This window comes from Nocardioides palaemonis (assembly GCF_018275325.1).
GTDB lineage: Bacteria > Actinomycetota > Actinomycetes > Propionibacteriales > Nocardioidaceae > Nocardioides > Nocardioides palaemonis.
Window position 1 is genome coordinate 655,857 of record NZ_JAGVQR010000001.1, and the last position, 22,559, is coordinate 678,415.

Genomic DNA, 22,559 nt, shown 5'->3' on the forward strand with positions numbered 1-22,559 from the left:
GCCGGGGTGAGCGCCGGTCAGGACGCCCAGGTGCGCCACTTGAACCGGGTGCCGCGGTACTGGTCGTCGGCGCGGACGATGAAGGTCCAGAACCACTCGCCGCTGCGGCGCGGCAGGGTGACGGAGTAGCGCCCGCGGCGGTCGGTGCGGATCTTGCGGTACTTCTTGAAGCCGCTGGTCTCCTCGTCCGAGACCTTGATGACGATCGTGCGCTTTCCGTAGGCGGGACGCACGCGCCCCTTCATCTCGAAGCCGCCGGTGGGGTAGGTGATGGTCCGCGCGACGCCGACGGTGAACTCGGCGGACTCGCTCGAGGCGAAGCTGTCGTCCTGCGCGGACGGGGCGTCGTAGCCGCCGTAGACGACCTTGTAGGTCGTCGTCATCCGGGGCCGGACCGACAGGAAGTCCAGCGACGCCGAGGTGTTGCTCGAGACGGCCGTCCACCGCGTCGAGGTGGCCTCGCGCGCGTAGAGGGTGGAGGTGCCGTCGTCCACGGTGCTGGTGCTCGCGTCGCTGTCGACGTCGAGCGCGATGTCGACGGTCTGGCCGAACTCGATCTTCGTGGTGTTCGGGGTCGCGACCGTCGTGGTGTCGACCGGTGCCGCGGCGACCGCCGGCGCCACGGTGACGACGAAGGGCGTCGCGACCACCACCCCTCCGGCGAGCGTGCTCCCCAGGAGCCTGCGTGCGGTCGGGTGGAGGCGGGTCATGCGGCCCATCGTAAGCACAACGACGACGGCCGGGCCCCGGATCCCCGAGGGGACCGGGACCCGGCCGGCGGATCGGTCGGTCAGTGACCGGACGGTGTCAGCGCAGCGACGCGCGCGGGGCGACCGAGCGGTACGCGATGGTCGAGCCCTCCTGGGCGCTGGCGGCGTACATCGAGTTGCCCTTCACCACGAAGCGGAAGAAGGTCCGCTTGCGCGAGGCGGGGAGCGTGGTCTGGAAGGCGCTCTTCTTGTTGGTCTTGAGCGTGCGGAACTTCTTCCACTTCTTCCCGACCTTCTTCTGGATCAGGACCTTCTTCTTCTTGTAGTCCGGCTTGATCTTGCCCTTGATGAAGGTGCCGCGCGGGTTCTTGATCGTCATCTTGCGGGCGGTGGCGATGGTGAACGGCACCGACTCGCTGGCGGTGTAGACGTTGCCGGAGCCGTCCGTGCCGCCGGGGTAGACGACCTTGTAGGACGCGTTGGAGGTGGCCTTCACGTCGGTGAAGTAGAGGTAGCTGACGCCCTCGTCGCTGCTGACGGGCGTCCAGGCGGAGGAGCCCGGGGTCAGGACGTAGAGCGTGGCGGAGCCCGGCGCGTAGGCGTTGTTCGGGTCCGACGTGGTGACGGCGGCGTCGAAGTAGATCTTGTCGCCGTAGACGTAGGCCGTCTGGTCGGACGTGAGCGAGGTGGCGGTGGTGACCGTGACGGCGGCCCCGGCCGGAGCCGAGATCGCGAGCGGCGTGACACCGAGCAGGCCGGCGGAAACGGTGCCGGCGATGAGACGCGTGATGCGCATGTCCCCGTTGTTCCTCTCAGGATGAAGTACGTGTCCGTCCGACGCTGGTACGCCGGACGCTGTGGATGGTGCTACCCGTGGGACGTGCGGCACAAACCCTTCTCACCCCTACGTCCGGTGTCGGACAGCCCCCGTAGACTTTCATCCCTCCCCCCGGCTCGCGCCCACAGGGGGTTTTTCGCGTGCTCCTGAAGGGATCCCCGGTGCCGACCACGCCCCTGTCCGACGTCGCCCAGCGCCTCGCCTCCGCCCCCGCGCTCGGCGGTGCCCTCGCCGATGCCTCGCTGGAGTCCGCCCTGGACCTGACGGGTCCGCAGGCGGTGCGCCCGTTCGTGGTCGGCGGGCTCGTCGACCGCGGCCGCACGGTGCTCGCCGTGACCGCCACCTCGCGCGAGGCGGAAGACCTCGTCGACGAGCTGGCCGACCTCGTCGACCCCGACACGGTCGCCTACTACCCGAGCTGGGAGACCCTGCCGCACGAGCGGCTCAGCCCGCGCAGCGACACCGTCGGCCGCCGACTGGCGGTGCTGCGCCGGCTGCGCCACCCCGGCACCGACGCCGCCAACGGCCCGCTGAAGGTCGTCGTGGCGCCGATCCGCAGCATCCTGCAGCCGCAGGTGCCGGGGCTGGCCGACATCGAGCCGGTCGAGCTGGCGCCGGGCGACACCCGGGCCCTCGAGGACGTCGTGCGCGGCCTCGCCGACGCGGCGTACTCCCGGGTCGACATGGTCGAGCGACGCGGCGAGTTCGCTGTCCGCGGCGGCATCGTCGACGTCTTCCCGCCCACCGAGGAGCACCCGCTCCGCGTCGAGTTCTGGGGCGACGACGTCGAGGAGATCCGCGCGTTCTCCGTCGCCGACCAGCGCACCCTCGAGACGGTCCCGCGGCTTTGGGCCCCGCCGTGCCGCGAGCTCCTGCTCACCGAGGAGGTGCGCCGCCGCGCCGCCGCGCTGGGCCAGGCCCACCCGCAGCTGCTGGAGCTCACCGACAAGATGGCCGCCGGCATCGCCGTGGAGGGCATGGAGTCGCTCGCCCCGGCGCTCGTCGACTCGATGGAGCTGCTCGTCGACCTGCTGCCCCCCGACACGACCGTCCTGGTGCTCGACCCCGAGCGGGCGCGCACCCGCGCCCACGACCTCGTCGCCACCAGCGAGGAGTTCCTCGGCGCCTCGTGGGCCGCGGCCGCCGGCGGCGGCACCGCGCCCATCGACCTCGGGGCCGCGTCCTACCGCGAGATCGCCGACGTGCGCCAGCACGCCATCGGCCTCGGCCTTGCCTGGTGGTCGGTCAGCCCCTTCGGCATCGACGACGAGGGCGCACCGGTCGATGGTCAGACCGCGGGGGTGCCGAGCCGGCTGCTGCCCACCCACGCAGCCGACGCCTACCGCGGCGACCTCCAGAAGGCCGTCGACGACATCCGGACCTGGGTCACCGACGGCCTCGACGTCGTCGTCGTCCACGCCGGCCACGGCCCGGCCAACCGCTTCGTGGAGCTGCTCGGGGAGAACGACATCGCCGCGCGCGTGGTCGAGGAGGGCGCGACGGCCGGTCCCGGCGTCGTCACCGTGACGTGCGGCCACCTGGTCCACGGCCTGGTCGACGACTCCGCCGGGGTCGCGGTGCTCACCGGCGACGACCTGTCGGGCCAGAAGGCCTCGACGCGCGACATGCGCAAGATGCCCGCACGCCGCAAGCGCCAGATCGACCCGCTCGAGCTCACGGCCGGCGACTACGTCGTCCACGAGCAGCACGGGGTGGGGCGCTTCGTGGAGATGAAGCAGCGCGAGATCGGCGGTGCGGTCCGCGAGTACCTCGTCCTGGAGTACGGCCCGAGCAAGCGCGGCGGCCCCAACGACATGCTCTACGTCCCGGCCGACACCCTCGACCAGGTCACCCGCTACGTCGGCGGCGAGAACCCGAGCCTCGACCGGCTCGGCGGCGGCGACTGGACCAAGCGCAAGAACAAGGCGCGCAAGGCGGTGCGCGAGATCGCGGCCGAGCTGATCAAGCTCTACGCCGCCCGACAGGCCACCGAGGGGCACGCGTTCGGCCCGGACACGCCGTGGCAGCGCGAGCTCGAGGACGCCTTCCCGTTCACCGAGACCGTCGACCAGCTCACCACGGTCGACGAGGTCAAGGCCGACATGCGCCGCGTGGTCCCGATGGACCGCCTCGTGTGCGGTGACGTCGGCTACGGCAAGACCGAGATCGCGGTGCGCGCGGCGTTCAAGGCGGTGCAGGACGGCAAGCAGGTCGCCGTGCTGGTGCCCACGACGCTGCTCGTCACCCAGCACCTCTCGACCTTCTCCGAGCGGATGTCGGGCTTCCCGGTCGTGATCAAGGGCCTGTCGCGGTTCCAGACCGACAAGGAGGCCAAGGAGGTCATCGAGGGGCTCGCGGACGGATCGATCGACATCGTCGTCGGCACCCACCGCCTGCTCAACCCCGACATCCGGGTGAAGGACCTCGGCCTGATCATCGTCGACGAGGAGCAGCGCTTCGGCGTCGAGCACAAGGAGCAGATGAAGCGGATGCGCACGTCGGTCGACGTGCTGTCGATGAGCGCGACGCCGATCCCGCGCACCCTGGAGATGGCCGTCACCGGCATCCGCGAGATGTCCACCATCACCACCCCCCCGGAGGAGCGGCACCCGGTCCTGACCTACGTCGGCGCCTACGAGGACCGCCAGGTCGTCGCGGCCGTGCGGCGTGAGCTGCTGCGCGAGGGCCAGGTCTTCTACATCCACAACCGGGTGCAGTCGATCGAGAAGGCGGCCGCGCGGATCAAGGAGCTGGTGCCCGAGGCCCGCGTGGCCACCGCGCACGGCCAGATGAACGAGCGCCAGCTCGAGCAGGTCATGGTCGACTTCTGGGAGAAGCGCTTCGACGTCCTGGTGTGCACCACGCTCGTGGAGTCCGGGCTCGACGTGTCCAACGCCAACACCATGATCATCGAGCGCTCCGACACCCTCGGCCTGTCGCAGCTGCACCAGCTGCGCGGCCGCGTGGGCCGCTCGCGGGAGCGGGCGTACGCCTACTTCCTCTACCCCGCGGAGAAGCCGCTCACCGAGACCGCCCACGAGCGGCTCGCGACGCTGGCCCAGCACTCCGACCTCGGCGGCGGCATGGCGATCGCGATGAAGGACCTCGAGATCCGCGGCGCCGGCAACCTGCTCGGCGGCGAGCAGTCCGGGCACATCGCCGACGTCGGCTTCGACCTCTACGTCCGGCTCGTCGGCGAGGCCGTCGCCGACTTCAAGGGCGGCACCGAGGAGGAGCTGGCGGAGGTCCGCATCGAGCTGCCGGTCGACGCCCACCTGCCCCACGACTACATCCCCTCGGAGCGGCTGCGCCTCGAGATCTACAAGCGGCTGGCGGAGGTGCGCTCCGACGCCGACGTCGACGAGGTGCGCGCCGAGCTCGTCGACCGCTACGGCACGCCGCCGGAGGTCGTGGAGTCGCTGCTGGTCGTGGCGCGATTCCGCGCCCGGTGCCGGGAGGTCGGGGTCAAGGAGGTCACGCTCGCCGGCAAGTACGTCCGGTTCGCCCCGGTCGACCTGCCCGAGTCGCGGGTGGTCCGGCTGCAGCGGCTCCACCCGCGCAGCATCGTCAAGGCGCCGATCAGCACCATCCTCGTGCCGCGCCCGCAGCCGTCCGGCTTCCCCGTGCAGCCCGTTGCGGGCGTCGCCCTGCTTGAATGGGCCCGGAGTGTGATCGACGACATCATCGACGTGCCGGCGCCCGCCGCGCCGGCCGCCGCGAGCAAGGAGTGACCGTGAGCAAGCAGAGCAAGGTCGGTTCCCGCCTGGTGACGGCTGCGACGACGGTCGCCGCCGGACTGCTGCTCTCGAGCTGCGGGAGCGCGGCGCCGGGCATCGCGGCGAAGGTCGGCGACGACGAGCTCACGGTCCGCGAGGTCGACCGGGCAGCAGGCCAGATGTGCACCGCGCTGGGCGACCAGTTCGAGCAGCAGAGCACCGTGCTGCCGATGAGCTTCGTGCGCCAGGGCACGATCCAGCTGATGATCCTGCGCGCGCAGGCGCTGCAGGTCGCCGACGACTACGGCATCGAGCCGGGCTCGAGCTATCGCAACGAGCTCGCCCAGCGCCAGCGCTCGGCGGCGACGATGCCCCGCGACGTGCGCAGCACCTACGTCGAGCTCACCTCGGCCAACGCGCTGGCCACCGACGTGGTCAACCAGGTCGGCGCGATCGTGCTGGCCGACCAAGGCGTGTCCGACCCCACCGAGGAGCAGACCACCCAGGCCGGCGTCGACGTGTTCAACCAGTGGCCCGACGCCAACGGCATCGACATCGACCCGCGCTACGGGCTCGAGGCGGTCGACGGGGTGCTCAAGCCGATCGACACCAACACCTCGGTGGCCGTGGGCGAGCTGGCGAAGAAGGGCCTGGAGACCGACCCCGACACCGCGTTCGCCCGGACCCTCCCGCTCAACCAGCGCTGCGGCTGAGGCCCGTGGACGCGGACGGCTCGGCGCTGGAGGCCTTCGCCGACCAGATGCGGGTGCTGCAGCGCGAGTGCCCGTGGAAGCGTCAGCAGACCCACACCTCGCTCATCCCGTACGTCCGTGAGGAGGCCGAGGAGGTCGTCGAGGCGATCGAGTCCGGCGACCCCGCCGCGCTCTGCGACGAGCTCGGCGACCTGCTGCTGCAGGTGGTCATCCACGCCGTGATCGCCGAGGAGGCGGGGGAGTTCACCCTCGACGACGTCGCGCGCGGGGTGTTCGCGAAGATGGAGCGGCGCAACCCGCACGTCTTCGGCGACGCCGTCGCGACCGACGTCGCGCAGGTCGAGGCGCTCTACGACGCGGCCAAGGCAGCGGAGAAGGCGGAGAAGGCGGCAGGGCGCACGGCCGGCGCCGGACACCCCGGCGACGCCACGCGCCGACCTGACTAGGCTGGCGGGCGTTCCCCGGTCGTCCCCTGTCAGGAGCCCTCCATGTCCATCATCTCTGCCGTCGGCGCCCGCGAGATCCTCGACTCGCGCGGCAACCCCACCGTCGAGGTGGAGGTGCTGCTCGAGGACGGAGCGTTCGGTCGCGCCGCGGTGCCCAGTGGCGCGTCCACCGGCCAGTTCGAGGCGGTCGAGCTGCGCGACGGCGGCGACCGGTACCTCGGCAAGGGCGTCCAGAAGGCCGTCGACGGCGTCATCGACGACATCGCCGGCGCGGTCGTGGGCCTCGACGCCGACGACCAGCGCCTCGTCGACCAGGTCATGCTCGACCTCGACGGCACGCCCAACAAGGCAAAGCTCGGCGCCAACGCGATCCTCGGCGTCTCGCTCGCCACCGCGAAGGCGGCCGCGGAGTCGGCCGGCCTGCCGCTCTTCCGCTACGTCGGCGGCCCTAACGCCCACCTGCTGCCCGTCCCGATGATGAACATCCTCAACGGTGGCGCCCACGCCGACTCCAACGTCGACGTGCAGGAGTTCATGATCGCGCCGATCGGCGCGCCCACCTTCCGCGAGGCGCTGCGCCAGGGCGCGGAGGTCTACCACGCGCTCAAGTCGGTGCTGAAGAAGAAGGGTCTCTCGACCGGCCTCGGCGACGAGGGCGGCTTCGCGCCGAACCTGGAGTCCAACCGCGCCGCGCTCGACCTGATCGCCGAGGCCGTGCAGGCCGCCGGCCTCACGCTCGGCACCGACATCGCGCTGGCGATGGACGTCGCGGCGAGCGAGTTCCACGACAACGGCTCCTACACCTTCGAGGGCGCGGCGAAGTCGACCGACGAGATGGTCGCCTACTACGCCGAGCTGGTCGGGGCGTACCCGATCGTCTCGGTCGAGGACCCGCTCGACGAGGAGGACTGGGACGGCTGGAAGGCCATCACCGACGCCCTCGGCGACAAGACCCAGCTGGTCGGCGACGACCTGTTCGTCACCAACGTCGAGCGGCTCCAGCGCGGCATCGACGGCGGCCAGGGCAACGCGATGCTGGTCAAGGTCAACCAGATCGGCTCGCTCACCGAGACCCTCGACGCGGTCGAGCTCGCCCACCGCGCGGGCTTCCGCAACATGATGAGCCACCGCTCGGGCGAGACCGAGGACACGACGATCGCCGACCTCGCGGTCGCCACGAACTGCGGCCAGATCAAGACCGGCGCGCCGGCCCGCTCCGACCGCGTCGCGAAGTACAACCAGCTGCTGCGCATCGAGGACGAGCTGGGTGACGCGGCTCGCTACGCCGGGGCGCGCGCGTTCCCGCGATTCCGGGGCTGAACGAGGCAGACTGGTCCGCATGCCTTCCCAGCGCCGTACGCCCCGGAGCGGGCCCGGCGGGAACGGCTCCCGTGGTCCGGGGCAGGGCGGCTCCACGCGGCCCGGCGTGCGCGGTCCCCGACCGCGCGCCGCCGGGACGCGTCCGGCTGCCTCCCGCCCGACCGAGACGTTCGCGGCCGTCCCCGCCTCGCCGCGACCCCGCAGCAGCGCCCGCCGGCCGCGCCTCACCGGCCGCGCCGCGGTGCTGGTGCTGGTGCTCGCCGTGCTCACGGTGTCCTACGCCTCGTCGTTGCGCGCCTACCTGCAGCAGCGCTCCCACATCGGCGACCTGAAGTCGCAGATCGCCGAGCGGGAGGCCAGCATCGACGCCCTCGAGCGGGAGAAGTCGCGCTGGGACGACCCGGCCTACGTCAAGGCCCAGGCCCGGGCCCGCTTCGGCTACCTGATGCCCGGCGAGTCCGGCTTCGAGGTGATCGGCCCCGACGGCAAGCCGCTCGAGGCCCAGGCGACGCTCAACGACCCCGACGAGGTCATCAAGACCGTGCCCAAGGCATGGTGGAGCGCCGCGTGGGAGTCGATGGAGCTCGCCGGCAACCCACCCCCGCCCGAGGAGCAGCCCGCAGACGTGATCGACGGTACGAAGCAGTGAGCCACAAGAAGGTCCCCCCGCACGAGCCGGGGGTGGTCCACCGCGACAACCCGCGCATCGACGAGGCCGACGAGCGCGTCGTCCAGGCCCAGCTCGGTCGGCGTCCGAGCGGCATCGACTCGATCGGGCACCGCTGCCCGTGCGGCAACCCCGACGTGGTCACGACCGAGCCGCGGCTGCCCAACGGCACGCCGTTCCCGACCACCTTCTACCTCACCTGCCCGCGGGCGGCCTCGCGCATCGGCACCCTCGAGGGGTCGGGCGTGATGAAGGAGATGCAGGAGCGCCTCGGCACCGACGAGGAGCTCGCCTCCGCCTACCGGGCGGCCCACGAGCGCTACCTCGAGGCGCGCGCCGAGGTCGGTGAGCGTGCCGGGCTCGACGTGCCCGAGATCGCGGGCATCACCGCCGGCGGGATGCCCGACCGGGTCAAGTGCCTCCACGTCCTCGCCGGCCAGTCGCTGGCCATGGGCCGCGGCGTCAACCCGCTGGGCGACGAGGTCCTCGACGCCCTCGGCGACTGGTGGGCGTCCGGACCCTGCGTGAGCGTCGAGGCCGACGAGGCACCGTGAGCGAGCCGGGGCTCGTCGCCGCGATCGACTGCGGCACCAACTCGATCAAGATCCTGGTGGGGCGCGTACGCCCTGACGGCGGCATGGACGTGGTGCTGCGTGACTCCCGGGTGGTCCGCCTCGGCCAGGGTGTCGACCGCACCGGCGAGCTCGCCGACGAGGCGCTGGAGCGCACCTTCGGCGCGATCGACGAGTTCGCCGCCGTGGTCGCCGAGCACGGCGTCCCCGCCGAGCGGCTCCGCTTCTGCGCCACCTCCGCCACCCGCGACGCGCGCAACGCCGCGGTCTTCGCCGAGGGCGTACGCGTCCGGCTCGGGGTGGAGCCCGAGGTGCTGTCGGGCGACGAGGAGGCGGCGCTCGTCTACGCCGGCGCGATCGCCGGCCGGGCCGGCGCACCCGAGGAGCCGGTGCTGGTGGTCGACATCGGCGGCGGCTCCACCGAGCTGGTGCTGGGCGAGGGCGGTCGCCGGACGGCGGTGTCGATGGACGTCGGGTCGGTGCGGCTGCACGAGCGGCACCTGCACGGCGACCCGCCGACCGCCGACGAGGTCGCGGCGTGCGTGGCCGACGTCGACGCGGCGCTCGACGCCTCGGGCGTCCCGCTCGAGCAGGCCCGCACCGTCATCGGCACCTCCGGCACCATCAAGACCCTCGCCTGCGGGGTGCTCGCCCTGCCGACCTACGACCGTGACGCCTTCGACGGCGCCGAGCTGTCCAACGCCGAGACCGCGCGGTTCGTCGCCGACCTGGTCGCGATGAGCGTCGACGAGCGCCGCGCGCTGCCCTACATGCACCCCGGTCGCGCCGACGTGATCGACGCCGGTGCGCTCATCTGGGACCGGATCCTGCGGCGGGTGCCGGTCTCGCAGCACGTCGTCTCCGAGGCCGACATCCTGCACGGCATCGCGGCCGCGATCGGGTCGTGACGCTCCTGCCGCACCCCGTCGTGGGCGGGGCCTTCACCAGTCCGGTCGAGCCCGGCACCGGGTGGCCCGACGACCCGGCCGACGCCACCACGGCGGTCGCGCGCGACGCCGAGGACGTACGCCTCCTCGCCGCGGACGCCGACCTGGCCGGGCTCGAGGCCCGGGTGAGCGTCTGCGCGGCGTGCCCACGCCTCGTGCGGTGGCGCGAGGACGTCGCCCGCGACAAGCGCGCCTCCTTCGCCGACCAGCCCTACTGGGGCCGGCCGATCGCCGGGTGGGGCGATCCCGAGCCGACGCTGCTGGTCGTCGGGCTCGCGCCCGCCGCCAACGGCGGCAACCGGACCGGACGGATCTTCACCGGCGACCCGAGCGCCGACTGGCTCTTCGCCAGCCTGCACCGCACCGGGTGGGCGTCGCAGCCGACCAGCGAGCACGCCGGCGACGGGCAGCAGCTCCTCGGCGCCCGGATGGTCGCCACCGTGCGCTGTGCGCCCCCGGACAACAAGCCCACGCCCGCCGAGCGCGACACCTGCGCCCCCTGGATCGCCGCCGAGCTCGCGCTGCTCCCGACGGTGCGGGCCGTGGTGGCGCTCGGGTCGTTCGGGTGGGACGGCGCGGTCCGCTCGCTGGTCGCCGCGGGTGCGCCCGCGCCACCGCGGCGCCCGCGGTTCGGGCACGGCGAGGAGGTCCGGCTCGGGGACGTCACGCTGCTCGGCTGCTACCACCCGTCGCCGCACAACACCTACACCGGCAGGCTCACCGCGGACATGACGGACGCGGTCTTCGAGCGGGCGCGTGCGCTGACGGGTCCGGCCGTCTGACAGGGTGGCGCCCGTGACCTCCCACGCCATCACCGTCCTCGGCCACGACCGCCCCGGCATCATCGCCGAGACCACCGGTCGGCTCGCGGGTCTGGGCCTCAACCTCGAGGACTCCACGATGACGCTGCTGCGGGGCCACTTCGCGATGATGCTGGTCTGCGCGGGCGACGTCGCGGACGCCGAGATCGAGGCGGCTCTCGCGCCGCTCGCCGCCGACGGCAGCCTCACCGTGTCGGTCCGCGAGGTGCCGGCCGAGCCGGCCGCGGCGAGCGCCGGCTCGTCGTGGGTGCTGTCGGTCCACGGGGGCGACCGCCCGGGCATCGTCTCCGCCGTGGTCGGCGTCGTCGCCGGCGTCGGCGGCAACATCACCGACCTCACCACCCGGCTGTCCGGCGACCTCTACCTCCTCGTCGCCGAGGTCGACCTGCCGTCCGGGGCCGACGTCGAGGCGGTCGAGCGCGACCTGGCGGCGGCCGCGGCGGACCTCGGCGTCGGCGTCTCGCTGCGCCCGGCCGACACCGACGAGCTCTGAGCCGCGTGGGCGTGAACCCCCGGGTCCTGCGGTGGACCGAGGCCGACCTCGGTGTGGCCGGCGAGCTGCGCGAGGTCGTACGCGCCCCTGCCGGCGTGCTCTCGACCTCCGGCGCGACCGTCGACCCGACCTCGCCCGAGGTGGTGCGGCTCGCCGCCGACCTGGTCGCCACGATGCGTGTCTCACCCGGCTGCGTCGGCCTCGCCGCGCCGCAGGTGGGGGAGGGCGTCAAGGTCTTCTGCGTCGACGTCTCCGAGCACCCGAAGACCCGCGGCCACCACGGCACGTTCGTGCTCTGCAACGCCGAGGTCGTGTCCGGCACCCGCAACCAGAAGGCGCGCGAGGGCTGCATGTCGGTGCCCGACTTCACCGGCGACGTGAAGCGGCCGAGCCGGGTCGTCGTGCGCGGCCAGCTGCCCGGGACCGGCGAGGAGGTCGAGCTCGAGGCCGAGGCCTTCGAGGCGCGGGCGCTGCAGCACGAGATCGACCACTGCGACGGCCTGCTCTTCCTCGACCGCGCGGCCGGCGCGCACGCCGTCTACGCTCGCAAGACCTATCTCTGAGCCGTCCCACGATCCATCGGCTCGCGCCCCGGTATCCCAACCGGTAGAGGAAGCCGCCTTAAAAGCGGCACAGTCTGGGTTCGAACCCCAGCCGGGGCACCCAGGTCGTCGACGGCCCGGCTCGGGCGCGTGGTCGACGTGGTAGGCCAGCGCACACGCGTCCGACCTCCGGGTGGCGGGCTGAGGGAGTCGTCCCCGCAACGAGCGCGGTGCTCCATCGCTCGTCACCGGAGGTGCCGGGCGTCACAGGTCGGGCCGGTCGCGGACCCGCCGGATGACCTCGGTGGTCGACAACGCGCTCGTGCGCGGCACGGTCACGAAGGCTCCCGCGGCGACGGCAGGTCCGTAGACGGACGCGGCGCCGTCGGCCGAGAGCTCGTCGCCGTGGACGACGAGGGAGATCCGGTGCTCGGTCAGGAAGGCGTCGGTCAGCCGGGCGGGGGCGTCCGCGACCACCTCGTCGACGAAGCGGCACGACTCGATGACGGCGACGCGCTCGGCGAGGGTCATGACGGGACGTCGCTTGTAGGACGCAGCGGTCTCGTCGGAGAGCACGCCGACGACCAGCCAGTCGCCGTGAGCCCGCGCGGCGCGCAGGAGCTCGACGTGACCGGCGTGGAACAGGTCGCCGACCATGTCAACGTAGACGCGTGCGTGGGCCCCGTGCTGGTCCTGGAATGTCACCGGCACCGCCCCTTTCGCCGACTGCCCGGTCGTTGGGTTCTACCCGTCGCGGCTCCGTTGCACACCTGCGTCGGATCTTGACGCTGTCTTCGAAGGCAGTGTCGGTGCTTGGTGTCACAATAGAACAGGTGATCTACTCGGCAGAGGAGGCGGGACATGGAGCAGGAAGCGGCTTGGCAGGCATCCGATCTTCACGCCCTCGCCGACCTCCTCGCGGACCTGACCGCCTCCGGCACCGCGGTCGACCTGCTCGACGGACTCGAGGCCCTCGAGCGGATCAAGTCCGCCGCCGCGGCCGCCCAGGTCGTCCTGACGACGACCTTCGCAGATGCCGCCGACACCGAGGACGTGCCGGTGCCGGGCCGCCGCACGCCGCCGCGGGCGTTGTCCGTCGGCGCCGAGGTCGCCCGCACCACCCTGGCCAGCCCGCACCAGGGCGAGCAGCGGGTCCTGCTGTCGCGGCGCCTGCGTGATGACCTGCCGCAGACCCTGGCCGCCCTGGCGCGGGGCGAGCTCACCGAGGACCGCGCCTTCGCGATCGCCCGCGAGGTCGCCCACCTCGACCCAGCCCAGCGCCGCCGGGTCGACGACGACCTCGCGCCCCGGCTCGCCGGGCTCGGCGACGTGCGGCTGCGCCAGGCCGTCCGCCGTTCCTGCCTGACGGTGGCGGCCGAGGCCGAGGGCCGTCGTCACCGCCGCGCCCGAGCGGACCGACGGGTCACGACCCGCCGGCTCGACGACGGCACCGGGCAGGTCGTCGCCACCCTCCCGCTGGAGGACGTCGCCGCCGTGCGTGCTGCCCTCGACGCCGCGGCCGCGAGCGCGCGGGCCGCGGGCGACGACCGCACGGGCGGCCAGGTCCGCGCCGACACGCTCGTCGCTCGCGTCACCGGGCGCGACCCCGTCACCGACGTCGCACCCGTGCGGGTCAACCTCGTCATCGGCGTGGAGTCGCTGTTCGGCGACGGCACGGAGCCCGGGTTCGTCCAGGGCGAGGGATTCCTGCCCGCCGCGATCTGCACCGACCTCGTGCGTCGCGCGAGCGCCGCCGCGAAGGCCGCGCTGCGCCGCCTGTTCGCCAGTCCGGCCGACCGGGCGCTCGTCGCGATGGAGTCGACCTCGCGGCACTTCGACGGCGCCCTCGCCGAGCTCCTCGACCTCCGCGACGGCGGCACCTGCCGCACCGCCGGCTGCAACGCCCCCATCCGCCACCACGACCACGTGGTCCCCGTCGCACGCGGAGGCTCGACCACCGCCGCCAACGGGCAGGGCCTGTGCGAGCGGTGCAACTACCTCAAGGAGTCTCCTGGCTGGGCCTCCTGGGTCAGCGAGCCACCCGAGGGCGACCGCCACCAGGTCGACTGCGTCTCCGAGCACCTGCGGCTCGCCAGGTCGACGGCGCCACCGCTCCCTGGAGGCCCGTCGGGCGGAATCGACTACTCGCCGGCCGAGCGGCAGCTCGCCAGCCGCTTCACCCTCGCGTCCTGAGCGCGCTCACGCTCCGGGCCACCCACGCGGCCGCTTCGGCCGGGTAGAGCGGGAGCGGCTCGCCCTCGTCGTCGACCGGTCGCCACACCACCGGCACGACGGAGCCGTCGATCTCGGTGAGGGTCGCGCCGGTGGGGGCGGGAGGCGGGTCGAGCCGACCGGCCTTCCGCGGTCGCGGCTCGACCCTCGCGTCGTGCGCGCCGGGCGACGTACCCTCCCGGCCATGGGGATCTTCCGCCGACGACGCCGCCGTGCCGCGACCAAGGAGGAGGCGCTTGCCGAAGCCCGCCGCGCGGTCGACAGCCTGCGCCGGGACCAGGCCGACCTCGAGCGCTACCGCTCGGGCAAGCAGTCGGAGCCGGCGGACCGGATGACCCAGAACCAGTGGCTCGGCAGCGGCGGCTGAGCCTCGGTGCGGCGACCTCGCGGGGACGCATGAGGCTGCACACGGGCCTGGCAACGCTGCTGGTGGCAGCCCTGTGGCTGCCCGTGCCCGCCTCGGCCGTCCACGCCGAGGCCCCCACCTGCGACGGGCTGGCCGCGACCTTCGTCGGCACCGACGGTGACGACACCATCGTGGGCACGCCCGGCGACGACGTGGTCGTCGCCCTCGACGGCAACGACGACGTGGACGCCGGCGCGGGCGACGACGTGGTCTGCGGAGGCGCGGGCGCCGACGTGCTGACCGGGGGAGAGGGCGCCGACCGCCTCTTCGGCGGCACCCACGGGCTGGTGCCGATGTTCGAGGACGAGCCGATGCTGGGCGGGGACACCCTCGTGCCCGGGCCGGGCGACGACCTGGTCGACCCGGGCGTCAACACCCTGCTGCGCGACGACGGCTACAACAGCGTGGACGTCATCGACCTCTCCACGTCGGTGGCCGGGGTCGTCGTCGACCTCCTCGCGGGCACCGCGACCGGCGACGGCACCGACACGGTCGTGGTGGCCCAGCCGGTCCCGGTGAGCGGCGCCGTCATCGAGGTGCGCGGCTCGACCCACGCCGACACCCTGCTCGGCACTGACGGCCCCGACCAGCTGATCGGCAATGGCGGCGGCGACCGGATCGAGGGGCGTGGCGGCGACGACTTCATCGTCAACGACTGGGACGAGTACGCCCCGGCGCGCGGCGAGGACGCCAACGACGTCTTCGTCGGCGGCGAGGGCGACGACTACCTCGACTCCACCGGAGGCGCCGGCGTCATCCTCGGCGGCCCGGGCGACGACGGGCTGCGCAAGGAGGGCGGTCCCTCGACGCTGGACGGCGGTCCCGGGCGCGACCGGCTCGAGGTCTACCTCGGTCGCGGACGGCACGCCCTCACCGGCGGGTCCGGCCGCGACGAGGTGTTCCTCGGCGTCCTCGACACCGGACCGCGCACCCGCGGCGTGCTCGACCACGCCCGCGAGCGGTTCGTGGCCCGCTTCGGCCACCGCGACCCCGTACGGGCGTCGGTGGTCGACGTCGAGCGCGTCGCCATGCCGCACAACCGCGGCCGCTGGACCTACCTCGGCACGCCGGGGGACGACCACGTGAGCGGGGGAGCGCCCTACACCGCCCGCGGCCGCGGCGGCGACGACGTGCTGGTCGGGTCGTACGGCGACGACGTCCTGCTCGGCGGCCGGGGCCGCGACGTCGCCCGCGGGGGTCGCGGCGCCGACCTGTGCCGCGCCGAGGACGCGCGCCACTGCGAGCGCGGTGGCCGTCGTTCCTGAGAAGTTGCTGTGACGGGAACAGTGCCCCCGCGGCACACGTTTGACCATGTGTCATCCCGGCTACAGTGGGCTGACACGACAGGCGCCGTCACCGCGACGGCGTCGTGACCTCCGGAGACTCCGGAGGAGGCCTCCAAGGAGAGACCATGAGAAGCAACAACCCCGTGTTCGCCCGTTCGGAGGAGTTCAACCGCTCCTCGAACGCCTACGGCAACCAGACCTACGCCGGCGGGGGCGCTGCCTACCCCGGCTACGGCGAGACCCCCACCCAGGTCGACCAGGGCCGGATGACGATCGACTCGGTCGTGCAGAAGACCGCGATCTCGATCGCGCTCGTCTTCGCTGCTGCGTTCGCCACCTGGTGGTGGATCGGCGATCTGACCGAGTCCGCAGACCTCGGCCGCGTCGGCATGCTCGCCATGCTCGGCGCCGGCAGCGCGTTCCTGCTGTCGCTGGTCAACTCGTTCAAGCGGATCATCAGCCCGGCCCTCGTCATGGCCTTCGCGGTCGCCGAGGGTGTCGCGCTCGGCGCCGTCAGCAAGCTCTTCGAGGTGTCCTACCCGGGCATCGTGACCAGCGCCGTCCTCGGCACGTTCGCCGCGTTCGCCGGCACGCTCGCGGCCTACAAGTTCCTCGACATCAAGGTCGGCGACAAGTTCCGCCGCGGCGTCGTGGCCGGCATGTTCGCGATGGTCGGCCTCGGCCTGCTGTCGCTGGTGCTGAGCTTCTTCGGCATCGACACCGGCCTCTACGGCAACGGCGGCCTGGGCTTCGTCTTCGCCCTCGCCGGCCTGGTGCTCGGCGTGTTCATGCTGATCCTCGACTTCGACTTCGTGGAGAACGGCGTCGCCGCCGGCCTGCCCGAGCGCGAGTCGTGGCGCGCGGCCTTCGGCCTGACCGTCAGCCTGGTCTGGATCTACACCAACCTGCTGCGCATCCTCGCGATCCTGCGCGGCGACTGACGCGCACCCGGTCCCGAGACGGCGGCCCGTCCGAGCACTGCTCGGGCGGGCCGTTCGTCGTCCCGCGACCGGTCGGCTGGGTCTAGGAGGCGCTCTCGTCCTCGACTGCGGCCTCGTGGTCCTCGTGGTCCTCGTGCTCCTCGGGCGACTCGGCGTCGGTGGAGGGCCGGCGCCGGCGGTGGCGCAGCTCGACCCAGCGCCCGCGCAGGCCGCGCTGGTTGCCGCCGACCTCGGTGCCGTCGACCTCGGTGCCGGGGGTGCGCGCCGCGCGGACGGCGGCGGCCGCGACCGGCAGGATGCCCTCGCGGCGCAGCGGCTCGGGCAGCGCCTCGTCGGCGGGCAGCAGGTCGAGCGCGGCGAGGCAGGACGGCACCAGCACGGAGGCGAGCTGGCGGTAGCCGTCGGCGGACGGGTGGAACCGGTCCGGGCCGAAGAGCACCGCGGGTGCGGCGTCGAACTCGGGGCCGAGGATGTCGCCGAGGGAGACTGAGCGGCCGCCGTTCTCGACGACGGTGATGGTCTGCGCGGCGGCGAGCCGGCGCGACCACTCGCGCGCCACCTGCTTGAGCGGCGGTGGGATCGGCCGGATGGTGCCGAGGTCGGGGCAGGTGCCGACGACCACGACGACGCCGGCCTCGCGGAGACGGCGTACGCCCTCGGCGAGGTAGCGCACCGAGGCCGACGGCAGCACGGTGTGGGTGACGTCGTTGGCGCCGATCAGCAGCACGGCGAGGTCGGGGTGGGTGCCGAGCGCGGCGTCGACCTGGTCGGCGAGCGCGCTCGACTGGGCGCCCACGACCGCGAACGAGCGCAGGTGGACGCGGCGGTCGGCCTGCGCCGCGAGGCTGCTGGCGAGGTGGGCGCCGGGGGTGTCCTCGACGCGCTCGACGCCGTAGCCGGCGGCGCTCGAGTCGCCCAGCAGCGCGATGCGGATCGCGGGGCCGGGACGGCCCCGGCCATACCAGCCGGTGGCGTCGGGCGGAGCCTCGGTGGCGTTGCCGATGACCTTGCGGGCGAACTTCGCCTCGGCCACCAGCACGCCGTAGAGCCCGGCTCCGAGCACGGACAGTCCGCCGCCGCCCAGGGCCGCGGCCGACGCCAGCTTGCGTGCTGCTCCAGTTGCCCCCACGCCCCAAGGCTACGCACCCGCCGAAGCGGGTTACGGCCCGGTAGGTGGCTAGATTGACCCGGTGCAGTACGCGAACTCCGTCATCGACCTGATCGGCAACACCCCGCTCGTCCGGCTCGGCCGGACCCTGGACCTCCCCGGGACCGACTCCGACGGTCCGCTGGTCCTCGCGAAGGTGGAGTACCTCAACCCCGGTGGGTCGGTGAAGGACCGCATCGCCACCCGGATGATCGAGGCGGCCGAGGCGTCCGGCGAGCTCCAGCCCGGCGGCATGATCGTCGAGCCGACCTCCGGCAACACCGGCGTCGGCCTGGCGATGGTGGCCCAGCAGAAGGGCTACACGTGCGTCTTCGTCTGCCCCGACAAGGTCAGCGTCGACAAGCGCAACGTGCTCAAGGCCTACGGTGCTGAGGTCGTGGTGTGCCCGACCGCGGTCGCGCCCGAGCACCCCGACTCCTACTACAACGTCTCCGACCGCCTCGCCTCGCAGCCGGGCGCGTGGAAGCCGAACCAGTACGCGAACCCGCACAACCCGCGCTCGCACTACGAGACCACCGGGCCGGAGATCTGGGAGCAGACCGAGGGGAGGATCACCCACTTCGTCTGCGGCATGGGCACCGGCGGCACGATCAGCGGCGTCGGCCGCTACCTGAAGGAGCAGAACCCGGACATCCAGGTGATCGGTGCCGACCCGGCCGGGTCGGTCTACTCCGGCGGGTCCGGCCGGCCCTACCTGGTCGAGGGCGTCGGCGAGGACTTCTGGCCCGACACCTACGACCGCACGGTCGCCGACCGCGTCATCGAGGTCTCCGACGCCGACTCCTTCGCCTTCACCCGTCGCCTCGCCCGCGAGGAGGCGCTGCTCGTCGGCGGGTCCTGCGGCATGGCCGCCTGGGCCGCCCGTCAGGTCGCGCAGGAGCTGGCCGCCGAGGGCCGCACCGACGCGGTGGTCGTGGTGCTGCTGCCCGACTCCGGCCGCGGCTACCTCACCAAGATCTTCAACGACGAGTGGCTCGCGCAGTACGGCTTCGCCACCGGCGCCCAGGCCGACCACCGCACCGTCGGTGAGGTGCTGCGCGGCAAGTCCGGCCGGCTGCCCGACCTGGTCCACACCCACCCCGGCGAGACCATCGCCGAGGCGGTCCACATCCTGCAGGAGTACGGCGTCAGCCAGATGCCCGTCGTGCGCGCCGAGCCGCCGATCGTGGCGGCCGAGGTCGCCGGGTCGGTCTCCGAGCGCACGCTGCTCGACGCCCTCTTCGCCGGCACGGCCAAGCTGACCGACCAGGTCGAGGACCACATGTCGAAGCCGCTGCCCACGATCGGCTCGACCGAGGCGGCCACCGACGCCGTGACGCTGCTGACCGAGGCCGACGCCGTCCTGGTCCACGAGGACGGCAAGCCGATCGGCGTGCTGACCCGCCAGGACCTGCTCACCTTCGTGGCGGCGCCGTGAGCGCCCGGCGCGCCGCGGGCGCCGCGGTCGTCGCGCTCGCGCTGCTCGGCGGCACGGCCGCCTGCGGTGGGGACGACGTCGACACCAGCACCGACCCGGTCGAGGTCGAGGTCGGCAAGGCCTTCTCCTGGAACGGCTACACCGTCGACGACGGCTGGACCCTGAAGGGCATCGAGCGCTCGGTCAACGGCAACGCCGTGACCACACCCAACGTCGAGGGCTCCATCACCAACACCCTCGACGAGGAGCGCGCGCCGATCTTCGAGATGGTGTTCTCGACCGACGGCTCGCCGATCGCCACCCTCAGCTGCTCGGCGGCGAAGATGGTCAAGGACCAGTCCCAGCAGTTCGAGTGCCCGGGCCTCAGCGCCACCATGCCCGAGGACTACGACGCCGTCGTCGTGCAGGAGTTCGTCCGCGAGGACGGCTCCAGCTCCAGCTGATCGTGTCCGACCTGTCGCTCGAGGTCGTCGGCTTCCTGGTGCTCGCCGCCCTGGTGGCGGGCTTCGTCGACGCGGTCGTCGGCGGCGGGGGCCTCGTCCAGCTGCCCGCGCTGCTGATCGGGCTGCCGGGCGCCTCGGTGGTGCAGGTCGCCGCCACCAACAAGCTCGCGTCGTTCTGCGGCACCTCCATCAGCGCCGCGACGTACGTCCGACGGATCCGCCCCGACCCGCGGACCTTCCTGCCCCTGATGCTGGCGGCCTTCGCCGGCTCGGCGGGCGGCGCCTTGGTCGCCTCGCTGCTCCCGCGCAGCGCGTTCGACCCGATCATCCTCGCGGTGCTCGTGCTGGTCGGCGCGTACGTCTGGTTCAAGCCCGGCGTCGGCGAGCTGACCCGGCTGCGGTTCCAGGGCGGGCAGCACCTCACCGCCGTGGTGCTCACCGGCGTCACGATCGGGTTCTACGACGGGGCGATCGGCCCCGGCACCGGGTCGTTCCTCGTCTTCGCGCTGGTGGGCCTGCTCGGCTACAACTTCCTCGAGGCCTCGGCCAAGGCCAAGCTGGCCAACTGGGCCACCAACCTCGCCGCGCTGGTCGTCTTCGTGCCGCAGGGCGCGGTGCTCTGGCAGCTCGCGCTGCCGATGGCCGCGGCCAACATCGCGGGCGGCTACCTCGGCGCCCGGGTCGCGATGGCGCGCGGTGCGCGGTTCGTCCGCGCGTTCTTCCTCGTGGTCGTCTCCGGGTTCGTCGTGCGACTCGGTGGCGGACTCCTCGGCTGGTGGTGACAGGTCCGGCGTGCCACGACCGGTAGCCTCCACCTCGTGGGTGCGGTGGCGGCAGTCGACGGGTTCCAGCGGCGGCATCCCGTGCTGGGCTTCCCGATCGCAGTGATCTACAAGTACTTCGACGACCAGGGCCCCTACCTCGCCTCGGCGATGACCTACTACGCCTTCATCGCGATCTTCCCGCTGATGCTCCTCGGCACCTCGATCCTGGGCCTGATCCTGCGCGGCGAGCCGCACTGGCAGGAGCAGATCCTCAACTCCGCGCTGGCGCAGTTCCCGATCATCGGCGACGAGCTCGGGCGGCCGCAGGGCCTGCAGGGGTCGGTCAGCGGTGTCGTCATCGGTGCGCTCGCCGCGCTCTACGGCGCGATGGGGCTCGGGCAGGCCCTCCAGAACACCCAGCACGTCGCCTGGTCGGTGCCGCGCAACAGCCGCCCCAACCCGTTCTACGCACGCGTGAAGACGCTCATCCTGCTGCTCACCGCCGGCCTCTCGCTGCTGGCCGTCACGGTGGTGTCGACGGTCGCGAGCACCACGGACGTCTTCACCGACGTGATCGGCGGCGGGCTCAAGCAGCTGCTGCCGGTGCTCACCATCCTCGTGGTCGGCACCGGCCTGACCTACCTCTTCCGCTTCGCCGCCACCGGCCAGCACTCGTTCTGGCGCGCAGCGCCGGGCGGCTTCACGCTCGCCGTGCTGTGGCAGCTGCTCCAGCTCGGCGGCGCCGCCTACGTCGACCGCACGCTGGTCAACACCTCCTCGATGACAAAGACCTTCGGCCTGGTCCTCGGCCTGATCGGCTTCCTGTGGATCGGCTCGGTGATGGCGGTGCTCGCCACCGAGGTCAACGTGGTGCTCGCCCGCCGGCTCTGGCCGCGCGCCCTGCTGACGCCGTTCACCGACAACGTCCGCCTCACCGAGGCCGACAAGCGCGCCTACGTCTCCTACGCCCGCATGCAGCGCCACAAGGGGTTCGAGAAGGTGGTGGTGCGCTGGGAGCCGGGCCCGGCCGAGAAGCCCCCCGAGCCGGACAGCTCCGGCACCCGCACGTGACGTCGTACGTCACGGTGGCGCGGGCAGCGACCGGGCTGGTCGAGGACCGCGGCTCGCGGTTCTGGTGCCACGTGGCCCGGGTGTCGGACGAGGACGCCGCCCGCGAGCTGGTCGCCGGACTGCGGCGCGAGCACCACGACGCCCGGCACCACTGCTCGGCGTTCGTGCTCGGCCCGCGCGGCGAGGTCGAGCGGTCCTCCGACGACGGCGAGCCCGCCGGCACCGCAGGCGCGCCGATGCTGGACGTGCTGCGCGGCGCCGGGCTCAGCGACGTGGCGGCGGTGGTGAGCAGGTGGTTCGGCGGCACGCTGCTGGGCGCCGGCGGGCTGGTGCGGGCCTACGGCGACGCGGTGCGCGCGGCGCTCGCGGACGCGGGGACCCTGCGCCGCTCCCTGCTCACCGAGCTCGCGGTCGACCTCGACCACGCCGACGCCGGCCGGGTGGAGGGCGAGCTGCGTGCGCGCGGGGAGACCGTGCTCGACGTGGCGTACGGCGACCGGGTGCGGGTGGTGCTGGGCGCGGCCGCGGGTGACGTGGACCGGCTGCGCGAGGTCGTGGCAGCCGCGACGGGCGGGGCCGTGGTCCCGTCGCCGGTCGGGGAGCGCTGGGTCGACGGCCCCGGTCAGTCGACCTCGCCGTCGACGTAGACCCACCGCCCGGCGCGCCGCTCGAAGCGGCTCACCTCGTGCAGGGACCCGCCGTCCCACGACGCGACGAACTCGACCGTGTCACCGCTCGCCGCGAGCACCTCGAGCCCGGTCCAGCGGGTGCGCGGGTCGGGCGTCACGTCGTCGGGCCGGGTGCGCGGGTGCCAGGTCCGGAAGAGGTGGTCGGCGTCGCCGCGGACGAACGCGGTGTAGCGCGAGCGCATCAGCCGCTCCGGTGACGCGGCCTGCTCGCGGTTGGCCAGCAGCGGCCCGCAGCAGTCGTCGTAGGCCGGGCCGCGGCCGCAGGGGCAGGGGGTCGACGTCACGGCCCGAGGGTAGCCACGAGCCGGCCGGGAACAACCCGGTGGCATCCGTCGTTCAAGGGTGTAATCATGTAAT

At 73.1% G+C, this 22,559-nt stretch carries 24 protein-coding genes and 1 tRNA gene; 20 read left to right on the forward strand and 5 right to left on the reverse strand.

Annotation, left to right across the window (positions count from 1 at the left end; translation table 11 throughout):
* Positions 1 to 17: 17 nt before the first annotated feature.
* Both KDN32_RS03050 and KDN32_RS03055 read right to left on the reverse strand, forming a co-directional pair.
* Entirely contained in the window at positions 18 to 710 is a 693-nt protein-coding gene (locus KDN32_RS03050; protein ID WP_211730640.1) for a hypothetical protein, read from the reverse strand.
* A 97-nt stretch (positions 711 to 807) separates the two neighbouring features.
* On the reverse strand, positions 808 to 1,506 hold the full coding sequence (locus tag KDN32_RS03055) for a hypothetical protein (RefSeq protein ID WP_211730641.1): 699 nt from the start codon (positions 1,504 to 1,506) through the stop codon (positions 808 to 810).
* Between the two features lie 203 nt (positions 1,507 to 1,709).
* Between KDN32_RS03055 and mfd the strand changes: the two genes are divergently transcribed.
* The 11 genes from mfd (at position 1,710) to KDN32_RS03110 (ending at position 11,905) form a co-directional block, all read left to right on the forward strand.
* The gene (gene mfd, locus KDN32_RS03060) at positions 1,710 to 5,279 is read left to right on the forward strand and encodes a transcription-repair coupling factor (protein ID WP_211730642.1); all 3,570 of its coding nucleotides are present in this window, start codon (positions 1,710 to 1,712) and stop codon (positions 5,277 to 5,279) included.
* A gap of 2 nt (positions 5,280 to 5,281) precedes the next feature.
* The gene (locus KDN32_RS03065) at positions 5,282 to 5,977 is read left to right on the forward strand and encodes a SurA N-terminal domain-containing protein (RefSeq protein ID WP_211730643.1); all 696 of its coding nucleotides are present in this window, start codon (positions 5,282 to 5,284) and stop codon (positions 5,975 to 5,977) included.
* Positions 5,978 to 5,982: 5 nt separating this feature from the next.
* On the forward strand, positions 5,983 to 6,423 hold the full coding sequence (locus tag KDN32_RS03070; protein ID WP_307853658.1) for a MazG nucleotide pyrophosphohydrolase domain-containing protein: 441 nt from the start codon (positions 5,983 to 5,985) through the stop codon (positions 6,421 to 6,423).
* A gap of 42 nt (positions 6,424 to 6,465) precedes the next feature.
* Complete coding sequence (gene eno / locus KDN32_RS03075; protein ID WP_211730644.1) at positions 6,466 to 7,743, forward strand: phosphopyruvate hydratase; 1,278 nt, start codon at positions 6,466 to 6,468, stop codon at positions 7,741 to 7,743.
* A gap of 19 nt (positions 7,744 to 7,762) precedes the next feature.
* Positions 7,763 to 8,392 carry an FtsB family cell division protein gene (locus KDN32_RS03080; RefSeq protein ID WP_211730645.1) on the forward strand — a complete coding sequence of 210 codons (630 nt, stop codon included), beginning with the start codon at positions 7,763 to 7,765 and terminating at the stop codon, positions 8,390 to 8,392.
* 56 nt (positions 8,393 to 8,448) lie between these two features.
* Complete coding sequence (locus KDN32_RS03085) at positions 8,449 to 8,964, forward strand: DUF501 domain-containing protein (protein ID WP_307853987.1); 516 nt, start codon at positions 8,449 to 8,451, stop codon at positions 8,962 to 8,964.
* Positions 8,961 to 9,890 carry a Ppx/GppA phosphatase family protein gene (locus tag KDN32_RS03090; protein WP_307853659.1) on the forward strand — a complete coding sequence of 310 codons (930 nt, stop codon included), beginning with the start codon at positions 8,961 to 8,963 and terminating at the stop codon, positions 9,888 to 9,890. Before KDN32_RS03085 ends, KDN32_RS03090 begins: the two co-directional genes overlap by 4 nt.
* Complete coding sequence (locus KDN32_RS03095) at positions 9,887 to 10,711, forward strand: uracil-DNA glycosylase (protein WP_211730647.1); 825 nt, start codon at positions 9,887 to 9,889, stop codon at positions 10,709 to 10,711. The genes KDN32_RS03090 and KDN32_RS03095 overlap by 4 nt, the downstream gene beginning before the upstream one ends.
* 13 nt (positions 10,712 to 10,724) lie before the next feature.
* Positions 10,725 to 11,243, forward strand: coding sequence for a glycine cleavage system transcriptional repressor (locus tag KDN32_RS23180; RefSeq protein WP_211730648.1), 519 nt, complete (start codon positions 10,725 to 10,727; stop codon positions 11,241 to 11,243).
* Between the two features lie 11 nt (positions 11,244 to 11,254).
* Positions 11,255 to 11,806: a peptide deformylase gene (locus KDN32_RS03105; RefSeq protein ID WP_307853660.1), complete on the forward strand. Its 552-nt coding sequence runs from the start codon at positions 11,255 to 11,257 to the stop codon at positions 11,804 to 11,806.
* A 25-nt stretch (positions 11,807 to 11,831) separates the two neighbouring features.
* Positions 11,832 to 11,905, forward strand: a tRNA-Leu gene (locus KDN32_RS03110).
* Positions 11,906 to 12,049: 144 nt separating this feature from the next.
* Here the strand turns inward: KDN32_RS03110 and KDN32_RS03115 are convergent.
* Entirely contained in the window at positions 12,050 to 12,490 is a 441-nt protein-coding gene (locus tag KDN32_RS03115; RefSeq protein WP_211730649.1) for an adenylyltransferase/cytidyltransferase family protein, read from the reverse strand.
* A gap of 156 nt (positions 12,491 to 12,646) precedes the next feature.
* On the opposite strand from KDN32_RS03115, the gene KDN32_RS03120 reads away from it, so the two are divergent.
* From KDN32_RS03120 to KDN32_RS03135, 4 genes are all read left to right on the forward strand, one after another.
* Positions 12,647 to 13,978 (forward strand): HNH endonuclease, encoded by a 1,332-nt coding sequence (locus tag KDN32_RS03120; RefSeq protein WP_211730650.1) that lies wholly within the window; start codon positions 12,647 to 12,649, stop codon positions 13,976 to 13,978.
* Between the two features lie 223 nt (positions 13,979 to 14,201).
* Positions 14,202 to 14,384 (forward strand): hypothetical protein, encoded by a 183-nt coding sequence (locus KDN32_RS03125; protein WP_211730651.1) that lies wholly within the window; start codon positions 14,202 to 14,204, stop codon positions 14,382 to 14,384.
* A 29-nt stretch (positions 14,385 to 14,413) separates the two neighbouring features.
* Positions 14,414 to 15,688 carry a calcium-binding protein gene (locus KDN32_RS03130; RefSeq protein ID WP_211730652.1) on the forward strand — a complete coding sequence of 425 codons (1,275 nt, stop codon included), beginning with the start codon at positions 14,414 to 14,416 and terminating at the stop codon, positions 15,686 to 15,688.
* Between the two features lie 146 nt (positions 15,689 to 15,834).
* Positions 15,835 to 16,650, forward strand: a complete 816-nt coding sequence (locus tag KDN32_RS03135; protein WP_211730653.1) for a Bax inhibitor-1/YccA family protein — start codon at positions 15,835 to 15,837, stop codon at positions 16,648 to 16,650.
* Positions 16,651 to 16,732: 82 nt separating this feature from the next.
* Here the strand turns inward: KDN32_RS03135 and KDN32_RS03140 are convergent, their stop codons facing one another.
* Positions 16,733 to 17,779: an SGNH/GDSL hydrolase family protein gene (locus KDN32_RS03140; protein ID WP_211730654.1), complete on the reverse strand. Its 1,047-nt coding sequence runs from the start codon at positions 17,777 to 17,779 to the stop codon at positions 16,733 to 16,735.
* A 61-nt stretch (positions 17,780 to 17,840) separates the two neighbouring features.
* Between KDN32_RS03140 and KDN32_RS03145 the strand changes: the two genes are divergently transcribed.
* Genes KDN32_RS03145 through KDN32_RS03165 form a run of 5 tightly spaced genes read left to right on the forward strand, consistent with a single transcriptional unit; the run spans position 17,841 to position 22,160 of the window.
* On the forward strand, positions 17,841 to 19,235 hold the full coding sequence (locus KDN32_RS03145; RefSeq protein ID WP_211730655.1) for a cystathionine beta-synthase: 1,395 nt from the start codon (positions 17,841 to 17,843) through the stop codon (positions 19,233 to 19,235).
* Entirely contained in the window at positions 19,232 to 19,678 is a 447-nt protein-coding gene (locus KDN32_RS03150; RefSeq protein WP_211730656.1) for a hypothetical protein, read from the forward strand. Before KDN32_RS03145 ends, KDN32_RS03150 begins: the two co-directional genes overlap by 4 nt.
* Before the next feature lie 2 nt (positions 19,679 to 19,680).
* Positions 19,681 to 20,460, forward strand: a complete 780-nt coding sequence (locus tag KDN32_RS03155; RefSeq protein ID WP_211730657.1) for a TSUP family transporter — start codon at positions 19,681 to 19,683, stop codon at positions 20,458 to 20,460.
* Positions 20,461 to 20,496: 36 nt separating this feature from the next.
* A complete protein-coding gene (locus KDN32_RS03160; RefSeq protein ID WP_307853661.1) occupies positions 20,497 to 21,513 on the forward strand; it encodes a YihY/virulence factor BrkB family protein in 1,017 nt (338 codons plus the stop codon).
* The gene (locus tag KDN32_RS03165; RefSeq protein ID WP_211730658.1) at positions 21,510 to 22,160 is read left to right on the forward strand and encodes an IMPACT family protein; all 651 of its coding nucleotides are present in this window, start codon (positions 21,510 to 21,512) and stop codon (positions 22,158 to 22,160) included. Before KDN32_RS03160 ends, KDN32_RS03165 begins: the two co-directional genes overlap by 4 nt.
* Here the strand turns inward: KDN32_RS03165 and KDN32_RS03170 are convergent.
* On the reverse strand, positions 22,136 to 22,486 hold the full coding sequence (locus KDN32_RS03170) for a YchJ family protein (protein ID WP_307853662.1): 351 nt from the start codon (positions 22,484 to 22,486) through the stop codon (positions 22,136 to 22,138). The genes KDN32_RS03165 and KDN32_RS03170 overlap by 25 nt on opposite strands.
* Positions 22,487 to 22,559: the final 73 nt, after the last annotated feature.